At 66.9% G+C, this 14,818-nt stretch carries 15 protein-coding genes; 10 read left to right on the top strand and 5 right to left on the bottom strand.

What is annotated here, in order from left to right; all coding sequences use genetic code 11:
- The first annotated feature begins 31 nt into the window (after positions 1-31).
- The 3 genes from ACYVAN_RS21470 to ACYVAN_RS21460 all read left to right on the top strand — a co-directional run bounded on the left by ACYVAN_RS21470 (position 32) and on the right by ACYVAN_RS21460 (position 3,001).
- Complete coding sequence (locus tag ACYVAN_RS21470) at positions 32-664, top strand: ATP-dependent Clp protease proteolytic subunit (RefSeq protein ID WP_460962408.1); 633 nt, start codon at positions 32-34, stop codon at positions 662-664.
- 302 nt (positions 665-966) lie between these two features.
- Complete coding sequence (gene clpX / locus ACYVAN_RS21465) at positions 967-2,253, top strand: ATP-dependent Clp protease ATP-binding subunit ClpX (protein ID WP_460962407.1); 1,287 nt, start codon at positions 967-969, stop codon at positions 2,251-2,253.
- 103 nt (positions 2,254-2,356) lie between these two features.
- Positions 2,357-3,001: an RBBP9/YdeN family alpha/beta hydrolase gene (locus ACYVAN_RS21460; protein ID WP_460962405.1), complete on the top strand. Its 645-nt coding sequence runs from the start codon at positions 2,357-2,359 to the stop codon at positions 2,999-3,001.
- A gap of 4 nt (positions 3,002-3,005) precedes the next feature.
- On the opposite strand, the gene ACYVAN_RS21455 is transcribed toward ACYVAN_RS21460, so the two are convergent.
- Positions 3,006-3,869 (bottom strand): alpha/beta hydrolase, encoded by an 864-nt coding sequence (locus ACYVAN_RS21455; protein ID WP_460962403.1) that lies wholly within the window; start codon positions 3,867-3,869, stop codon positions 3,006-3,008.
- A gap of 136 nt (positions 3,870-4,005) precedes the next feature.
- Positions 4,006-4,854 carry a formate dehydrogenase accessory sulfurtransferase FdhD gene (fdhD, locus tag ACYVAN_RS21450; protein WP_460962401.1) on the bottom strand — a complete coding sequence of 283 codons (849 nt, stop codon included), beginning with the start codon at positions 4,852-4,854 and terminating at the stop codon, positions 4,006-4,008.
- A 139-nt stretch (positions 4,855-4,993) separates the two neighbouring features.
- Here fdhD and ACYVAN_RS21445 point away from each other — a divergent pair, with 139 nt between their 5' ends.
- Both ACYVAN_RS21445 and ACYVAN_RS21440 read left to right on the top strand, forming a co-directional pair.
- A complete protein-coding gene (locus ACYVAN_RS21445; protein ID WP_460962399.1) occupies positions 4,994-6,310 on the top strand; it encodes an L-lactate MFS transporter in 1,317 nt (438 codons plus the stop codon).
- A complete protein-coding gene (locus ACYVAN_RS21440) occupies positions 6,310-6,417 on the top strand; it encodes an MFS transporter small subunit (RefSeq protein WP_460962397.1) in 108 nt (35 codons plus the stop codon). The genes ACYVAN_RS21445 and ACYVAN_RS21440 overlap by 1 nt, the downstream gene beginning before the upstream one ends.
- Before the next feature lie 41 nt (positions 6,418-6,458).
- Here the strand turns inward: ACYVAN_RS21440 and ACYVAN_RS21435 are convergent, their stop codons facing one another.
- Positions 6,459-6,824 (bottom strand): VOC family protein, encoded by a 366-nt coding sequence (locus tag ACYVAN_RS21435; RefSeq protein WP_460962395.1) that lies wholly within the window; start codon positions 6,822-6,824, stop codon positions 6,459-6,461.
- Positions 6,825-7,200: 376 nt separating this feature from the next.
- Between ACYVAN_RS21435 and ACYVAN_RS21430 the strand changes: the two genes are divergently transcribed.
- A complete protein-coding gene (locus tag ACYVAN_RS21430; RefSeq protein ID WP_460962393.1) occupies positions 7,201-7,815 on the top strand; it encodes a YwqG family protein in 615 nt (204 codons plus the stop codon).
- Positions 7,816-7,844: 29 nt separating this feature from the next.
- Here ACYVAN_RS21430 and ACYVAN_RS21425 read toward each other — a convergent pair whose 3' ends face one another.
- Complete coding sequence (locus ACYVAN_RS21425; protein ID WP_460962391.1) at positions 7,845-10,166, bottom strand: FdhF/YdeP family oxidoreductase; 2,322 nt, start codon at positions 10,164-10,166, stop codon at positions 7,845-7,847.
- A gap of 230 nt (positions 10,167-10,396) precedes the next feature.
- Between ACYVAN_RS21425 and ACYVAN_RS21420 the strand changes: the two genes are divergently transcribed.
- From ACYVAN_RS21420 to ACYVAN_RS21405, 4 genes are all read left to right on the top strand, one after another.
- Entirely contained in the window at positions 10,397-10,606 is a 210-nt protein-coding gene (locus tag ACYVAN_RS21420; protein ID WP_460962588.1) for a M48 metallopeptidase family protein, read from the top strand.
- Positions 10,607-10,710: 104 nt separating this feature from the next.
- Entirely contained in the window at positions 10,711-10,983 is a 273-nt protein-coding gene (locus ACYVAN_RS21415) for a type II toxin-antitoxin system Phd/YefM family antitoxin (protein ID WP_460962389.1), read from the top strand.
- A complete protein-coding gene (locus tag ACYVAN_RS21410) occupies positions 10,983-11,381 on the top strand; it encodes a type II toxin-antitoxin system VapC family toxin (protein WP_460962387.1) in 399 nt (132 codons plus the stop codon). Before ACYVAN_RS21415 ends, ACYVAN_RS21410 begins: the two co-directional genes overlap by 1 nt.
- Positions 11,382-11,452: 71 nt before the next feature.
- Positions 11,453-14,086, top strand: a complete 2,634-nt coding sequence (locus ACYVAN_RS21405; protein ID WP_460962385.1) for a valine--tRNA ligase — start codon at positions 11,453-11,455, stop codon at positions 14,084-14,086.
- 54 nt (positions 14,087-14,140) lie between these two features.
- Here the strand turns inward: ACYVAN_RS21405 and ACYVAN_RS21400 are convergent, their stop codons facing one another.
- Positions 14,141-14,734 (bottom strand): pentapeptide repeat-containing protein, encoded by a 594-nt coding sequence (locus ACYVAN_RS21400; RefSeq protein WP_460962383.1) that lies wholly within the window; start codon positions 14,732-14,734, stop codon positions 14,141-14,143.
- Positions 14,735-14,818 lie beyond the last annotated feature (84 nt).

Raw genomic sequence — 14,818 nt, 5'->3', positions numbered from 1 at the left:
GCGACGGACCTAGTCACGAGGAGTCACTCACGTGAGCTCATTCCAGCCTATGCAGTCCCGGTACATGCTGCCCTCGTTCGTCGAGCGCACCGCGTACGGGGTCAAGGAGTCCAACCCGTACAACAAGCTGTTCGAGGAACGGATCGTCTTCCTCGGCGTCCAGGTCGACGACGTGTCGGCCAACGACGTGATGGCGCAGCTGTTGTTCCTCGAGTCCGATGATCCGGACCGCGAGATTCAGATTTACATCAACTCTCCCGGTGGTTCGTTCACCGCGTTGATGGCCATCTACGACACGATCCAGTACGTGCGCCCGGACGTGCGCACGGTCTGCCTGGGTCAGGCCGCTTCGGCTGCGGCCGTACTGCTGGCGGCGGGCACCAAGGGCAAGCGCCTGGCGCTGCCGAACTCGCGGGTGCTGATCCACCAGCCGGCGACCGAGGGCATTTACGGCCAGGTTTCCGACCTGGAGATCCAGGCCAACGAGGTGCAGCGGATGCGGGAGCTGCTGGAGACCACGCTGGCCACGCACACGAACCGGCCGCAGGAACAGATCCGCGAGGACATCGAGCGCGACAAGATCCTGACTGCCGATCAGGCCCTGGAATACGGCATCATCGACGAGGTCATGCCGTACCGGAAGCTTTCGCAGCAGTCTTCCTGAAGCCAGGGGCGTGGTTTTCTGCGCGGACGGCCGTCGGCTGCCGGCGGGTGGAGATCTATTCACCGGCCGGCAGCGCCGGCTGCTACCGCGCTCGATCCGGTCGTCCGGAGGGCCACCGCGTGGCCGGAAGTGGCGTTGCCCACTGCGACACGCCCGGGTGCGGCGGGACTTCCGCCGTTCTCGGAGGGTGGCGGACACTGTGAGTCTCCCCGAAGACGGGGAATGACAGGTACCGTCGAAGAGGCACATACGGTTCAGGCGCGTTTCTCAATGGCGTGCCGGAGGGGACGGGGTCAGCGGTCATGGCACGTATCGGTGACGGCGGCGACCTGCTGAAGTGTTCCTTCTGCGGGAAGAGCCAGAAGCAGGTCAAAAAACTCATCGCCGGCCCCGGCGTGTACATCTGCGATGAGTGCATCGATCTCTGCAACGAGATCATCGAGGAGGAGCTCGCCGAAGCGGGAGAGGTCAAGCTCGACGAGCTGCCCAAGCCCGCGGAGATCCACGAGTTCCTGGACCAGTACGTGATCGGTCAGGGCTCGGCAAAGCGGAACCTCTCGGTCGCGGTGTACAACCATTACAAGCGCATCCAGGCTGGTGAGCGCACTACCACGCGGGACAGCCGCGAGGAGAACGTCGAGCTGGCGAAGTCCAACATCCTCATGCTGGGCCCGACCGGCTGCGGCAAGACCTACCTCGCGCAGACGCTCGCGAAGATGCTCAACGTGCCGTTCGCGATCGCCGACGCCACCGCGCTGACCGAGGCCGGGTACGTCGGTGAGGACGTCGAGAACATCCTGCTCAAGCTCATCCAGGCCGCTGACTACGACGTGAAGCGCGCCGAGACGGGCATCATCTACATCGACGAGGTCGACAAAATCGCTCGGAAGAGTGAAAATCCGTCGATCACCAGGGATGTCTCGGGTGAGGGCGTGCAGCAGGCACTGCTGAAGATCTTGGAGGGCACCACGGCGAGCGTGCCTCCGCAAGGCGGCCGCAAGCATCCGCACCAGGAATTCATCCAGATCGACACGACGAACGTCCTGTTCGTCGTCGCGGGTGCCTTCGCAGGCCTGGAGAACATCGTCGAGGAACGCGTCGGCAAGCACAGCGTCGGCTTCGGAGCCGATCTGCGCTCGAAGAGCGACGCGGACTCGGCCGAGCACTTCAGCGACGTCATGCCCGAGGACCTGATCAAGTACGGCCTCATTCCGGAGTTCATCGGTCGTCTTCCCACGGTCGCCAGCGTCACGAACCTGGACAAGCCTTCGCTGGTGCAGATCCTCACCGAACCTCGCAACGCGCTGATCAAGCAGTACAAGCGCCTGTTCGAGATGGACAACGTCGAGCTGGAGTTCACCCAGGCGGCGCTGGAGGCCATCGCCGACCAGGCGATCCTGCGCGGTACGGGTGCTCGTGGACTGCGAGCGATCCTGGAAGAGGTCCTGCTTCCGGTGATGTACGACATCCCCGGTCGTTCGGATGTGGCGAAGGTGGTCATCACCGAGCAGACGGTCCGGGAGAATGTGAACCCGACGATCGTCGCGCGGCAGGCGAATCGACGGGAACGCCGCGACAAGTCGGCTTGATCCGGATGTCCCGGCCCCGCCCGGCCGAACGGAGCCTGACCATGCGCCTCGACCGCGGATAGATGATCATAAGTTCAGTTGATCCATCGAGTCCGGGAGCGTCGTGGTGAGTGGCATTCATGTCTTGCTGGTGCAAGGCGTAACGGCAGGGGCGGGGCCCTGGCACTGGCAACACTGGCTCACGTCCCAGCTCCCGGGCGACGGCGTCGAGGTGAGGATGCCGTCTATGGCCGAAACGCAACGGCGGTCACCGGAGGGTCCGCTCGACCGGCTGAGACACTGGATCGAGGCGGCTCCGTCCACGGCCGAACTCGTGGTCGCGACTCATTCCACCGGTGCGGCGCTGTGGCTGCACCACGCGGCGACGATCGCGGACGATGCACGCCGCGCCGATCGGGTCCTGCTGGTGGCACCGCCGGACCCGCGAGGGCCCGATGCGGCGATCGGCGGACCGACCCCGTACCCGCTGGATCCGATGTCGCTGCGTCGAGCGGGCGCGGTGACCAGGATGGTCGCGGGCACCGGTGATCCCGAGCTGCCGATGCACGCGGCGCACGCGCTCGCCGACGAGCTGCAGATCGAACTCGACGTCATCCTCGACGGCGCGCATCTCGACACCGCAGCCGGGTACGGCCCATGGCCCGCCGTGTCGCGGTGGGCCATGTACGGCTCCGTTCCGCTGTCGGACCGGTTCGACGGCGAGCCTTACACGGCCGGGTACTCGGTGGAGAAGCTGCGCCTGGTGTGAACGGCTACCTGGTCTCTGCGGGGCTGTCGGGCACCTTGTCGCCGACGAACCGGATCATCTCGGGCAGCGCCTTGCGGTAGTAGCGGCTGTTGTGCCCACCGGGCGTCGTGGAAGCGACCTCGGGATTGGCGAGGTCGATGAAGCGACGCGCCCCCTTGATGAACCGGTCGGACGTGCCGCACCAGACGCCGAGCGGGACGTCGCCTAGCGCCCCCACGTGCCGCAGCGGATCCAGTTCGGCCCAGTCCGCTTCGTTCGCGAAGGCCCCGCGCTTGCGCATGGTCGACCAGTCGGTCACCAGCGCGGGGGAGACCACGGCCGTGGACCGCAGCGGAATTCGGTGCTCGTTCCGGCGGCGGGTGTAGACGAGCGCGCCGAAGCCGCCCATCGAAATCCCGCACACGCCGAACGGCTGGCCGTCCTCCCCGCCGAGTCCGCGTTCGCCCAGCCAGCGCGGGACCTCGTCGATCAGCATCCACATGGGGTCATCGCCCTCGACCCGGTGCCAGTAGCTGTTGCTGCCACCGTCGACGGCCAGCAAAGCGAACGGCGGGACCGCGCCGCGCGCGACGGCGGCGGACAACCAGGCGGGCAGGCCCGCGGCGGAGTTCCGCGCGTCCCCGTACCTGCCGTGCAGCACCAGGCACACCGGAAGGCCCTCGCGCGGAATGCCCTCCGGGTAGATGGTGAGGAGGTCGACCTCCCGGTTGCGGGCTTGCGAGTGGACCCGCTCGATCGAAACGTTCGGCAGGTTGCCGAACGGAACGGGGTCGGCGTCCTGGGTGGTGCTGGTCGCGTCACCGGTCAATCCGAGACTCGCGGCGGCGAGACCCGTGAAACCGAACGTGAGTGCCGTGCGCCGGCTCACCGGGTAACCTGCGCGCTCCACGGCACCTCCGAGACGACGGATTCTGGCGAGACTCCATGGTCGCAAGCCGGTCGTCCGTGTTCGGATGTGGGTCAGGTCGGGTCCGTTTTGTGCTTGTCCCCGACTCGGCCACTTGCTAGTGGCCCGAAGTGTCAGTCGCGGGGATCGCGATCCGGTCGGACCTGGTGTAGACGTTCATCGAACGTCCCCGGAGGAATCCGACCAGGGTGATGCCCTGTTCCTCGGCCAGTTCGACCGCCAGCGAGGAAGGTGCGGATACCGCGCTGAGCAGCGGAACTCCGGCCATCGCGGCTTTCTGGACCAGCTCGAACGACGCGCGCCCCGAAACCATCAGCGTGCAGCCGGACAGCGGAACGCGGTTTTCCAGCAGTGCCCACCCGAGCGCCTTGTCCACGGCGTTGTGTCGCCCGACGTCCTCGCGGGCCACGAGCAATCGGCCACCGGAATCGAAGAGGCCGGCGGCATGCAATCCACCCGTCCGGTCGAACACCCGTTGTGCTTCGCGGAGCCGTTCGGGGAGTTCGGTGAGCGTGTCCACCTCGATGGTCAGCGGATCTGCGGTGGGGGAGTGCTTGCTGCTCAGGCGCACCGAGTCGAGGGCGGCCTTCCCGCAGACACCGCAGGACGAGGTGGTGTAGAAATTGCGTTCCACCGTGGCATCCGGCGGTGCGACACCGGAGGCCAGCCGGACGTCGAGAACGTTGTAGGTATTGCGCCCGTCCGGCCCCGGGCTGTCGCAGAACCGCGCGGTGCCCACGTCGTCCTTCCCGGCGATGACGCTCTCGGTGAGCAGGAAGCCGTGCGCGAGTTCGATGTCGTTGCCCGGCGTGCGCATGGTTACCGAAAGCGGGCGGCCGTTCGTCCGGATCTCCAGCGGCTCCTCGGCGGCCAGCGTGTCCGGCCGGGTGCGGACTTTTCCGTCCGCGACGTGCAGCACCGGCCGTCGAGCGGTGACCCGTCCCATCGCACCTCCTCGTCAGGACCCTCTCCTCATGAGGGACTTTCGCCAGTATGCTCCCCGATCGTTCGAGTTCGATCGGATCAACCGGCCGGAGGCCCCCATGGCGGCAGGTTTCCTCGCTCCTTCGCGCATCGTCGCACCGATGGATTGGAATCGTTGGCTGGTACCTCCTGCCGCGCTCGCGGTGCACCTGTCGATCGGGCAGGTCTACGCCTGGAGCGTGTTCAAACCACCGCTGGAGTCCGAGCTGGGTTTGTCCGGTACGGCCAGTGCACTGCCGTTCCAGCTCGGCATCGTGATGCTCGGGCTGTCCGCGGCGTTCGGGGGAACGCTCGTGGAGCGAAATGGCCCCCGCTGGGCGATGGCGGTCTCGACCGTGTGCTTCTCGGCTGGTTTTCTGCTTTCCGCCGCAGGGGTCGCGTGGGGGCAGTACTGGATGGTGGTGCTGGGGTACGGCGTTGTCGGCGGCGTCGGATTGGGCATCGGCTATATATCCCCGGTATCGACTCTGATGAAGTGGTTCCCGGACCGTCCGGGCATGGCCACCGGAATCGCCATCATGGGCTTCGGCGGTGGTGCGCTGATCGCGTCACCGTGGTCGGCGCAGATGCTCGATTCCTTCGGAGCCGACAAATCCGGTATCGCCTCGACGTTCCTGGTGCACGGGCTGGTCTATGCCGTGTTCATGTCGCTGGGTGTGGTGTTGGTGCGCGTTCCCGCGGAGGGGTGGAAACCTCGGGGTTGGGAACCCGCCGCTCCGTCGTCCGGTCAGATGATCTCCACCGCCGACGTCTCGGCGCGCAACGCGTTGCGCACCCCGCAGTTCTGGCTGCTGTGGCTGGTTCTGTGCTGCAATGTCACGGCCGGGATCGGAATCCTGGAGAAGGCCGCACCGATGATCGTGGACTTCTTCGCGTCGAGTTCCACCCCGATCGCCGCGGGTTCCGCCGCGGGCTTCGTCGCGCTGCTGTCGCTGACGAACATGGCGGGCCGCTTCATCTGGTCGTCCACATCGGACATAGTCGGGCGCAAGAACATTTATCGGCTCTACCTGGGCGGCGGTGCGCTGCTGTACCTGGTGATCCTGTTGTTCGGGGGTTCGGGGCTACCGGTTTTCGTCGCGGCCGCGATGCTGATCCTCTCGTTCTACGGTGGCGGTTTCGCCACCATTCCGGCATACCTGAAAGACCTCTTCGGTACGTACCAGGTGGGTGCGATCCACGGACGCCTGCTCACCGCGTGGTCGGCCGCCGGGGTGTTCGGCCCGTTGATCGTCAACGCGGTCGCGGATTCGCAGGAGGCGGCCGGTGCTTCCGGGCCGGGCCTGTACGCGATGTCGCTGTCCATCATGATCGGGCTTCTGGTCGTCGGTTTCGTGGCGAACGAGTTGGTCCGGCCGGTGAACTCGAAGTACCACGAGCCCGAGCAGGGGCCGGTGTTGGCGGGAGGTGAGCGTTGATGAACCGCACGGTATTGATGTTCGCGGTGTGGGCGTGGGTCGTGCTGCCCTTCGCCTATGGTGTGTTCGAACTGGTTCGCAAGGCCACTCTGCTGTTCACGGGCTGAGGTGGGGCTCCTCCAACTCCCCCTGGTTGGAGGAGCCGGCCTCAGGGTTTCGTGAGGACTTCCAGGTTGTGGCCGTCGGGGTCGTCGAAGTAGAACCCGCGTCCGCCGTTGAGGTCGTTGATCTCGCCGGGCCGCTGGTGGTAAGGATCTGCCCAGTAGGTCATGCCCCGTTGACGGACGCGGGCCAGGACCTCGTCGAACTCCGGCTCGCTGATTTCGAAGGCGTAGTGCTGGGGGACGATCCGGTCGGTGTCCAGGTAGTCGAGGGTGACGTTGTTGGCTACCTGTACCGCCAGGAAGGGGCTGGCGTCTTCGGCCTCGGGCAGTCCCAGCACTTCGGTGAGGAACTTGGCACCGGCCTGCTTGTCCCGGCTGTGGACGACGGTGTGGTTGAGCTGCACGGACATGGTCTCGCCTCCTCGTCGAATACTGGAGCGAACGCTTCACGGTCGACCGTAGAAGTTCGAGCATGCTCGAAGTCAAGGGTGGTTATCCCGCCCGGCCGTTGGCACGACGGGCTGCTGATGGACCTGCTGGCCGGTGAACCCATCGCGCCACCGGCCGGGCGGCGCTGAATCGCGCACCGGGCCACGGCATCGACGGTGAGCAAGACCGAATCCGGCTGACCGCGGTGCAGGATGGCCGACTGACCGGTCGGTCCGATCGAATCCGTTGACGATGCGGAACGACAGGATGCGCGCCGGTTCGCGGCGGCGGAAAGCCCCGCGTGCTGGAGCGGGCGGATATCGTCTGGTGACCGTCGGAACACCAGTGAGGACAGCGATGACCACCACCAGCACCATCCCGGTCCGGCAGGACCTCCGGTTCGTCGAGGCAGTCGATCCGATCCACGAGCCGATTACCAAGTTCGGCGGCCAGCCGGTCTGGATCGACGAGCCGGCGTGGCCGCTTTCGGCCGAACTCGGCAGGCCGATGCGCTTCCTCGGGCAGATCCGCATGCCGGGTAAGGAGATCCGCCTGGCCTACCTCTTCATCACCGAGGACTTCGACGAGGACGGCGGTGTGGACACCTTCGAATCGCGAGGAGGTGAGAACGCCTTCTTCACACAGCCAGGTGCGCCCGCCGACTGTTACCAGGTGGCCGGGATCCGCAAGGGGCCCACGTTCGGGCCGGATCACACCGTCGAACTGTCACCGCACCCCGAAACGTCGGGCGAGGACGACGTGGATGACTTCGCCAGCCGACTCTGGGGCGCCCCGCGCTGGCTGCAGGCCGAGGAGGTCCCCGACGAGCCGGGAACCTGGCAGTTCGTGCTGCAGCTCGACAGCACCGACGACGACCTGCCCTTCGACGTGAACTTCGGCGACGCGGGGATCGGCTACGCCTTCATCGACGAGAAGACCGGTCAGGGGCGTTTCCTCTGGCAATGCGAGTGACGCGCGCCGCGTCGTGAGGAGACCGCCCCTCAGCTCTGCGCTCGCTCCATGCGGATGACGATGGCCTTGGAGACCGGGGTGTTGGATTTGTCGGCTACCGAGTTCAGCGGCACCAACGGGTTGGCCTCCGGATAGTAGGCGGCCGCGCAGCCCTTGGCGGTCGGGTAGGAGACCACGCGGAACCGCTCGGCCCGCCGTTCCTCCACGACGCTGTCGTCGTCCCGCCACTCCGAGATCAGATCGACCAGGTCACCGTCGATCAACCCGTGGGAGGCGATGTCGACCGGATTGATCAGCACCACGCGGCGGCCGTTCTCCACCCCTCGATAGCGGTCCGAGAGCCCGTAGATCGTGGTGTTGTACTGGTCGTGGCTGCGCAGGGTCTGCAGCAGCAGTCGCCCCTCCGGCACGTGGATGGGTTCGGGCACGTTGACGGTGAAGTTCGCCTTGCCGGTGGTGGTGGTGAAGGTGCGGCTGTCACGCGGGCCGTTCGGCAGCACGAACCCGTCCGGTCGCCGGACGAGGCTGTTGTAGTCGCCGCAGCCGGGCACGACCCGACCGATGTGCTCCCGCACCTTGTCGTAGTCCCGCTCGAACTCCTCCCACCGGACGGGGTGCTCCGGGCCGAGCAGCTCCCTGGCCAGGCGGGAGGTGATGGCGACCTCCGAGAGCAGGCACGACGACGCGGGCTTGAGCCGTCCCCGCGAGGCGTGCACGACCGACATCGAATCCTCGACGGTGACGAACTGCGGCCCCGACTCCTGCACGTCGCGTTCGGTGCGGCCGAGGGTGGGCAGGATGAGCGCGGTGCGTCCGGTGGTGGTGTGCGAGCGGTTCAACTTCGTCGACACCTGAACCGTCAGGTCGCAGCCGCGAAGGGCCTGCTCGGTGGCTTCGGTGTCCGGAGTGGCGGCGACGAAGTTGCCGCCCATCGCGAGGAGAGCCTTCACCTGCCCGGACTTCATGGCGCGGAGCGTGTCCACGGTGTCCAGCCCCTCCGCGCGCGGTACCGGGATGGCGAACTCGTTCTCGAGCGCGGCGAGGAAGCTTTCCGGCATCTTCTCCCAGATGCCCATGGTGCGGTCGCCTTGCACGTTGGAGTGGCCGCGCACCGGGCACACCCCCGCGCCCGGCTTGCCGATCATGCCGCGAAGCAGCAGCACGTTGACGACCTCGCGGATCGTGGCGACCGCCTGCTTGTGCTGGGTCAACCCCATGGCCCAGCAGGCGACCGTGCGTTCCGAGGAGATCAGCATCTCGGCGATCCGGCGGATCTGGTCGCGCTCCAGCCCGGTCGCCTCCTCCACCTCGGTCCACTCGATCCTGCTCGCCTGCTGCGCGAACTCCTCGAACCCGTAGGTGAAGGCGTCCACGAACTCCCGGTCGAGCACCGTTCCGGGATTCTCCCGCTCGGCCTCGAGCAGCAGCGCTGCCAGCGCCTTGAACAACGCGAGGTCGCCGCCGATGCGGATCTGCGCGAACTCGTCGGCCAGCGGTGTTCCCTCGCCGACCAGGCCCCGCACGTTCTGCGGGTTGCTGAACCGCATCAGACCTGTCTCGGGCAGCGGATTGATCGCGATGATCCGGCCGCCGCGCTGCTTGACCTTCTCCAGCGACGACAGCATCCGCGGGTGGTTGGTGCCGGGGTTCTGCCCGACGACGAGCACCAGGTCGGCGGCTTCCACATCGGACAGCGAGACCGAGCCCTTGCCGACACCGATGGTTTCGCTCAGCGCCGAGCCGGACGACTCGTGGCACATGTTGGAGCAGTCCGGGAGGTTGTTGGTGCCGAAGGATCGCACCAGCAGCTGGTAGAGGAACGCGGCCTCGTTGCTCGTGCGCCCCGAGGTGTAGAAGGCGGCGGCGTCGGGGCCGGGTAGCTCCCGCAGCTTCGCGGCGATCTCGCGGAAGGCCTCGTCCCACTCGATCGGCCTGTAGTGGGTGTCGCCGTCGCGGAGGATCATCGGATGGGTGAGCCTGCCCTGCTGGCCCAGCCAGTAGTCGGTCTTCGTGGCGAGGTCGGCCACCGAGTGCTCGGCGAAGAAGTCGGGCCCGACCAGCCGGGTGGTGGCTTCTTCCGCGACGGCCTTCGCGCCGTTCTCGCAGAACTCGGCGGCCTTGCGCTTGTCGCCCTCGGCCTCTCGCGGGTCGGGCCACGCGCAGCCCGGGCAGTCGAAGCCGGAACGCTGATTGAGCAGCGGCAGCGTCTTCGCGGTTCGGAGCGCGCCCATCTGCTCGTAGCTGCGTTGCAGCGAAACCGCCACGCCTTTCAACCCGGCCGCGGACGTGCCGCGTTCACCGATCTCGATGGCGGTTTCGTCGATGTCCTGCTTCGGAGCTTCACGCGACATACGTCGAATGATGCGCCCGATCGACTCCCGAACAATAGCCCGGGCCCCGAAGAATCATCTCGATGCGCACGGGTGGACGGCGTGTGTAGTCGCCCGATCACGGTACGTGCCGGTCCGTGTGGTCGGGCGTCCTGAAAAGGCTTCCCGGGCATGTCGCGGTCTGGTCACAGCGCATGCGTACGCCGGTCGACACTCTGGAAGTGCGAGATCTGGGATACCGGTGAGGGTCGCTGGGCAAGGGTGCGCGGCTGAACCTGCACTGGGCCACGATGCAGCTGCCGCCCAGCTTGATCCACTACGTGATCGCGCACGAGCTCGCTCACTTGGAAGACCCGAATCACCCGCCCGCGTTCTGGGTCGCGGTCGCCCGAGCGGTTCCCGACTACGAGGCGCGCAAGCTGCGCCTAGCGCGAGTGGGCGCGCACCTGTGGTCGGAATGACGCCACGCGTTTGACGCGGCCGGGCAGGTCGCCATTCGGCGTCCGAACTCACGTATCCCGAAAAGCACCCATTTGTCTGACCGAAGTGTAGTACTATGAGGCACATGAGTGAAGTACCGGTTCGACTCCTCAACCAAGAGACCGCGAGCGTCCTCGCTCGAGTCAAGCGCGGCGAAGAGATCGACGTGACAGAGCGCGGAACGGTGGTAGCCCGCCTGGTGCCTGCTGGATCGAATCCGCTCTCCGAGATCGCAGCAAGTGGCAAGCTGCGGCTGCCCGTTCTCGACGTGCCGATGCCTCGGCCGAAGGGGCCGATCCGCGTGGATCACGAGAGTGGCGAACTCGTCAGCGAGATGCGAGACGAGGAGCGTTACTGATGATCTACCTGGACACCGCCGCACTGATCAAACTGGTGCGTCGCGAGGCGGCCACGGATGCGCTGGTCTCCTGGCTCGACGAGCGCGCCGGACAGCCACTGGTCGCATCCACACTGGTGGAAGTCGAGGTTCCGAGAGCCCTCCAGCGCAGCGAACCGGAACTGCTCGGGTCGGTCCCGGCGGTGCTGCGGCGACTCGCCGTCTACGAGATGGACGACCTCGTGCGTTCCACAGCTGCCGAGTATCAGGATCCGTACCTGCGTTCGCTCGATGCGATTCACCTGGCGACAGCCTCAGCCGTCTTCGGTCCCCGACTCGAGTCGTTCGTGACCTACGACAAGCGGCTTCTGGCGGCGGCGGAATCGTTCGGGCTCCCGACGGCGCACCCGGGAGCGTGAACTCCGGTCCAGCGCGCATCGGCCTGAACTCCCCGCGAACCGCGTCGGAGGCGGCTCGTAGAATCCGACGCGTGACACAGACCCACGCCTCCCAGCCCCGTGAACTCCCGTCGACCTGGAACCCGGCCGACGTAGAGGCCGAGCTGTACGAGCGCTGGGTAGCAGCCGAGTACTTCACGGCCGACCCGCACAGCGACAAGCCGCCGTTCTCGATGGTCATCCCGCCGCCGAACGTGACCGGCAGCCTGCACATCGGGCACGCCTTCGAGCACACCCTGATGGACGTCCTCACCCGGCGTCGCCGGATGCAGGGCTACGAGGCCCTGTGGCTGCCCGGCATGGACCACGCGAGCATCGCGGTACAGGCCCAGGTGGAGAAGCAGCTCCGCGAAGAGGGCATCGACCACCGGGAACTCGGTCGCGAGGGTTTCCTGGAGCGGACCTGGGAGTGGAAGCGCGAGCACGGCGGCGCGATCCTGTCCCAGATGTGCAGGCTCGGCGACAGCGTCGACTGGACCCGCGAGCGGTTCACCATGGACGACGGGCTGTCCCGCGCGGTGCAGACGATCTTCAAGAAGCTCTTCGACGACGGCCTCATCTACCAGGCGGAGCAGCTGGTCAACTGGTCGCCGCAGATGCGCTCGGCGATCTCCGACATCGAGGTCGAGCACAAGGAGGTCGAGGGCGAACTCGTCTCCATGCGCTACGGCGACGGGGACGCCGAGATCGTCGTGGCCACCACGCGGGTCGAGACGATGCTCGGTGACACCGCCATCGCGGTGCACCCGGACGACGACCGCTACCGGAACCTGGTCGGCACCGAGATCGAACTCCCGCTCACCGGCCGCAAGATCCCGATCGTCGCGGATTCCCACGTGGACCCGGAGTTCGGCAGCGGCGCGGTCAAGGTCACCCCGGCCCACGACCCGAACGACTTCGAGATCGGCAAGCGGCACGAGCTGCCGATGCCGACGATCATGGACGAGCAGGCACGCATCGCCCACACCGGTACCGAGTTCGACGGCATGGACCGCTTCGAGGCGCGGGAAGCCGTCCGCGAGGCGCTGCGCGCGCAGGACCGCATCGTCGCCGAGAAACGCCCCTACGTGCACAGCGTGGGGCACAGCTCGCGCTCCAAGGAGCCGATCGAGCCGCGCCTGTCGCTGCAGTGGTTCGTCAAGGTGGGCCCGCTGGCCAAGGAAGCCGGCGACGCCGTTCGGGACGGCCGCGTCGCGGTTCACCCGCCGGAGATGTCCAAGCGCTACTTCGACTGGATCGACAACCTGCACGACTGGGCGATCTCGCGGCAGCTGTGGTGGGGTCACCGCATCCCGATCTGGTATGGCCCCAACGGCGAGATCGTGTGCCTGGGACCGGACGAGGAACCGCCGACCGGCGAGGGTTGGCGCCAGGACGAGGACGTACTCGACACCTGGTTCTCCTCCGGGTTGTGGCCGTTCTCCACGATGGGCTGGCCGGACGAGACCGCCGATCTGAGCAAGTTCTACCCGACCAGCGTCCTGGTTACCGGCTACGACATCCTGTTCTTCTGGGTCGCCCGGATGATGATGTTCGGCCTGTACGCGATGGACGGCGTCGAGCCGTTCAAGGTGATCGCGCTGCACGGCATGGTGCGGGACGCACACGGCAAGAAGATGTCCAAGTCCGCGGGCAACACCGTCGACCCGCTGGAGTGGATGGACAACTACGGCACCGACGCGTTGCGGTTCACGCTCGCACGCGGGGCCAACCCCGGCGCCGACTCGCCGATCAGCGAGGAATGGGTCGCCGGTTCGCGCAGCTTCTGCACCAAGCTGTTCAACGCCACCAAGTTCGCGATGATGAACGGTGCGCGGGTGCCGGAGGAGCTTGCCGACCGGTCGGAACTCACCGACGCCGATCGCTGGATCCTCGGCCGCACCGACCAGCTGGTGTCCGAAGTGGACGAGCTGATGGAGGACTTCCAGTTCGCCAAGGCCACCGAAGCGCTCTACCACTTCACCTGGGACGAGTTCTGCGACTGGTACGTGGAGCTTTCCAAGGTCCGGTTGGACGCCGGGGGAGAGGCCGCCGAGCGCACCCGCGAGGTGCTCGGCCACGTCCTCGACGTGCTGCTGCGACTGCTGCACCCCACCATCCCGTTCGTCACCGAGCTGCTGTGGACGACGCTGACCGGCAGGGAATCCGTGGTGATCGCGGACTGGCCGTCTTCGGTCGGCGCCACGCCAGACGAGGATGCCGCACAGCGGGTCGCCGCCACCCAGAAGCTGATCACCGAGGTGCGGCGCTTCCGCTCCGATCAGGGACTCAAGCCGGGGCAGAAGGTCGCGGCCAAGCTCACCGGCGTCGACGAACTCGGGTTGGGCGAGCACGTTCCCGCCGTTCGCGCGTTGGCCAAGACCACCGAGCCGGGGAACGACTTCACCTCGTCGGCGTCCATCGAGGTCGGTCTGCCGTCGGGGGCCGTGACGGTCGAGCTCGACCTTTCGGGCGCGATCGACGTCGCAGCCGAGCGCAACCGGCTCACCAAGGACCTCGCCGCCGCGGAGAAGGAGCTCTCGAGCACCGGGAAGAAGCTCGACAATCCCTCGTTCACCGACAAGGCCCCGGCAGAGGTAGTGGACAAGATCAAGGTGCGCCGCGAGACGGCGAAGGCCGACATCGAACGCATCACCGCTCGTCTGGAAGCCCTGCCGCAGGGCTGACCTTCCGGCCCGGGTGTGTCGATTTCGAGGAACCGGCACACCCGGAGCCACCGTTCAGAGCACCTGGAGTCCCATTGCCCGGGCCAGCACCGCGGCCTGGTCGGTGGTGATGACCGCTCCGGACAGCTCCGCGCGGGAAGGATCCAGCGCGCTGAGGTCGCTTCCGCGCAGATCGCTGCGGGAGAAGCCGCACCGGTCGAGTTGAGCACCACTGAGGTCGGTTTCGGCGAAGGTGGTGTCCGCGCAGTTCGCGCCGGTGAGGTCGGCTTCCCGCAACCGGACGCCCCGGAACGTGCTCTGGCGGAGGTCGGTTCCCGCCAGCCCCACGAACGACCAGTCACCACCGGTCACCCGGATCGGCCGCAGCGCGCAGTTCCGGAACGTGCTGCCGGTGAGCTTGCACCCGGAGAACTCCGCGTCGAAGAAGTTGCAGTTCCGGAACGTGCAGTTGGTGAAGGCGGAGTCGGCGTGCCTGGACACGTTGAAACGCACATCGGTGAACGTGCACTCGTCGAACCGGGTCCCCTGGCTCGACGACTCGGACAGGTCGATGCTGCCGAACTCGCACCGGGTGTACTGGAGCTGGGCCAGCTCCTCGGCGTACCAGTCCTCGCCTTTGAAGCTCGTGTCTTCGATCGGTTCTGCCACCGCGCGAGGCTAGCGTTCGAGGCCGACAGTCTGCCCGGTCGGCGCCCCCGGCCCGCCGGAACGTGGCCGGAGCGCGAACGTAGA

The organism is Parasphingorhabdus pacifica (assembly GCF_054779195.1).
This window is presented reverse-complemented; position numbering and strand designations above follow the sequence as displayed.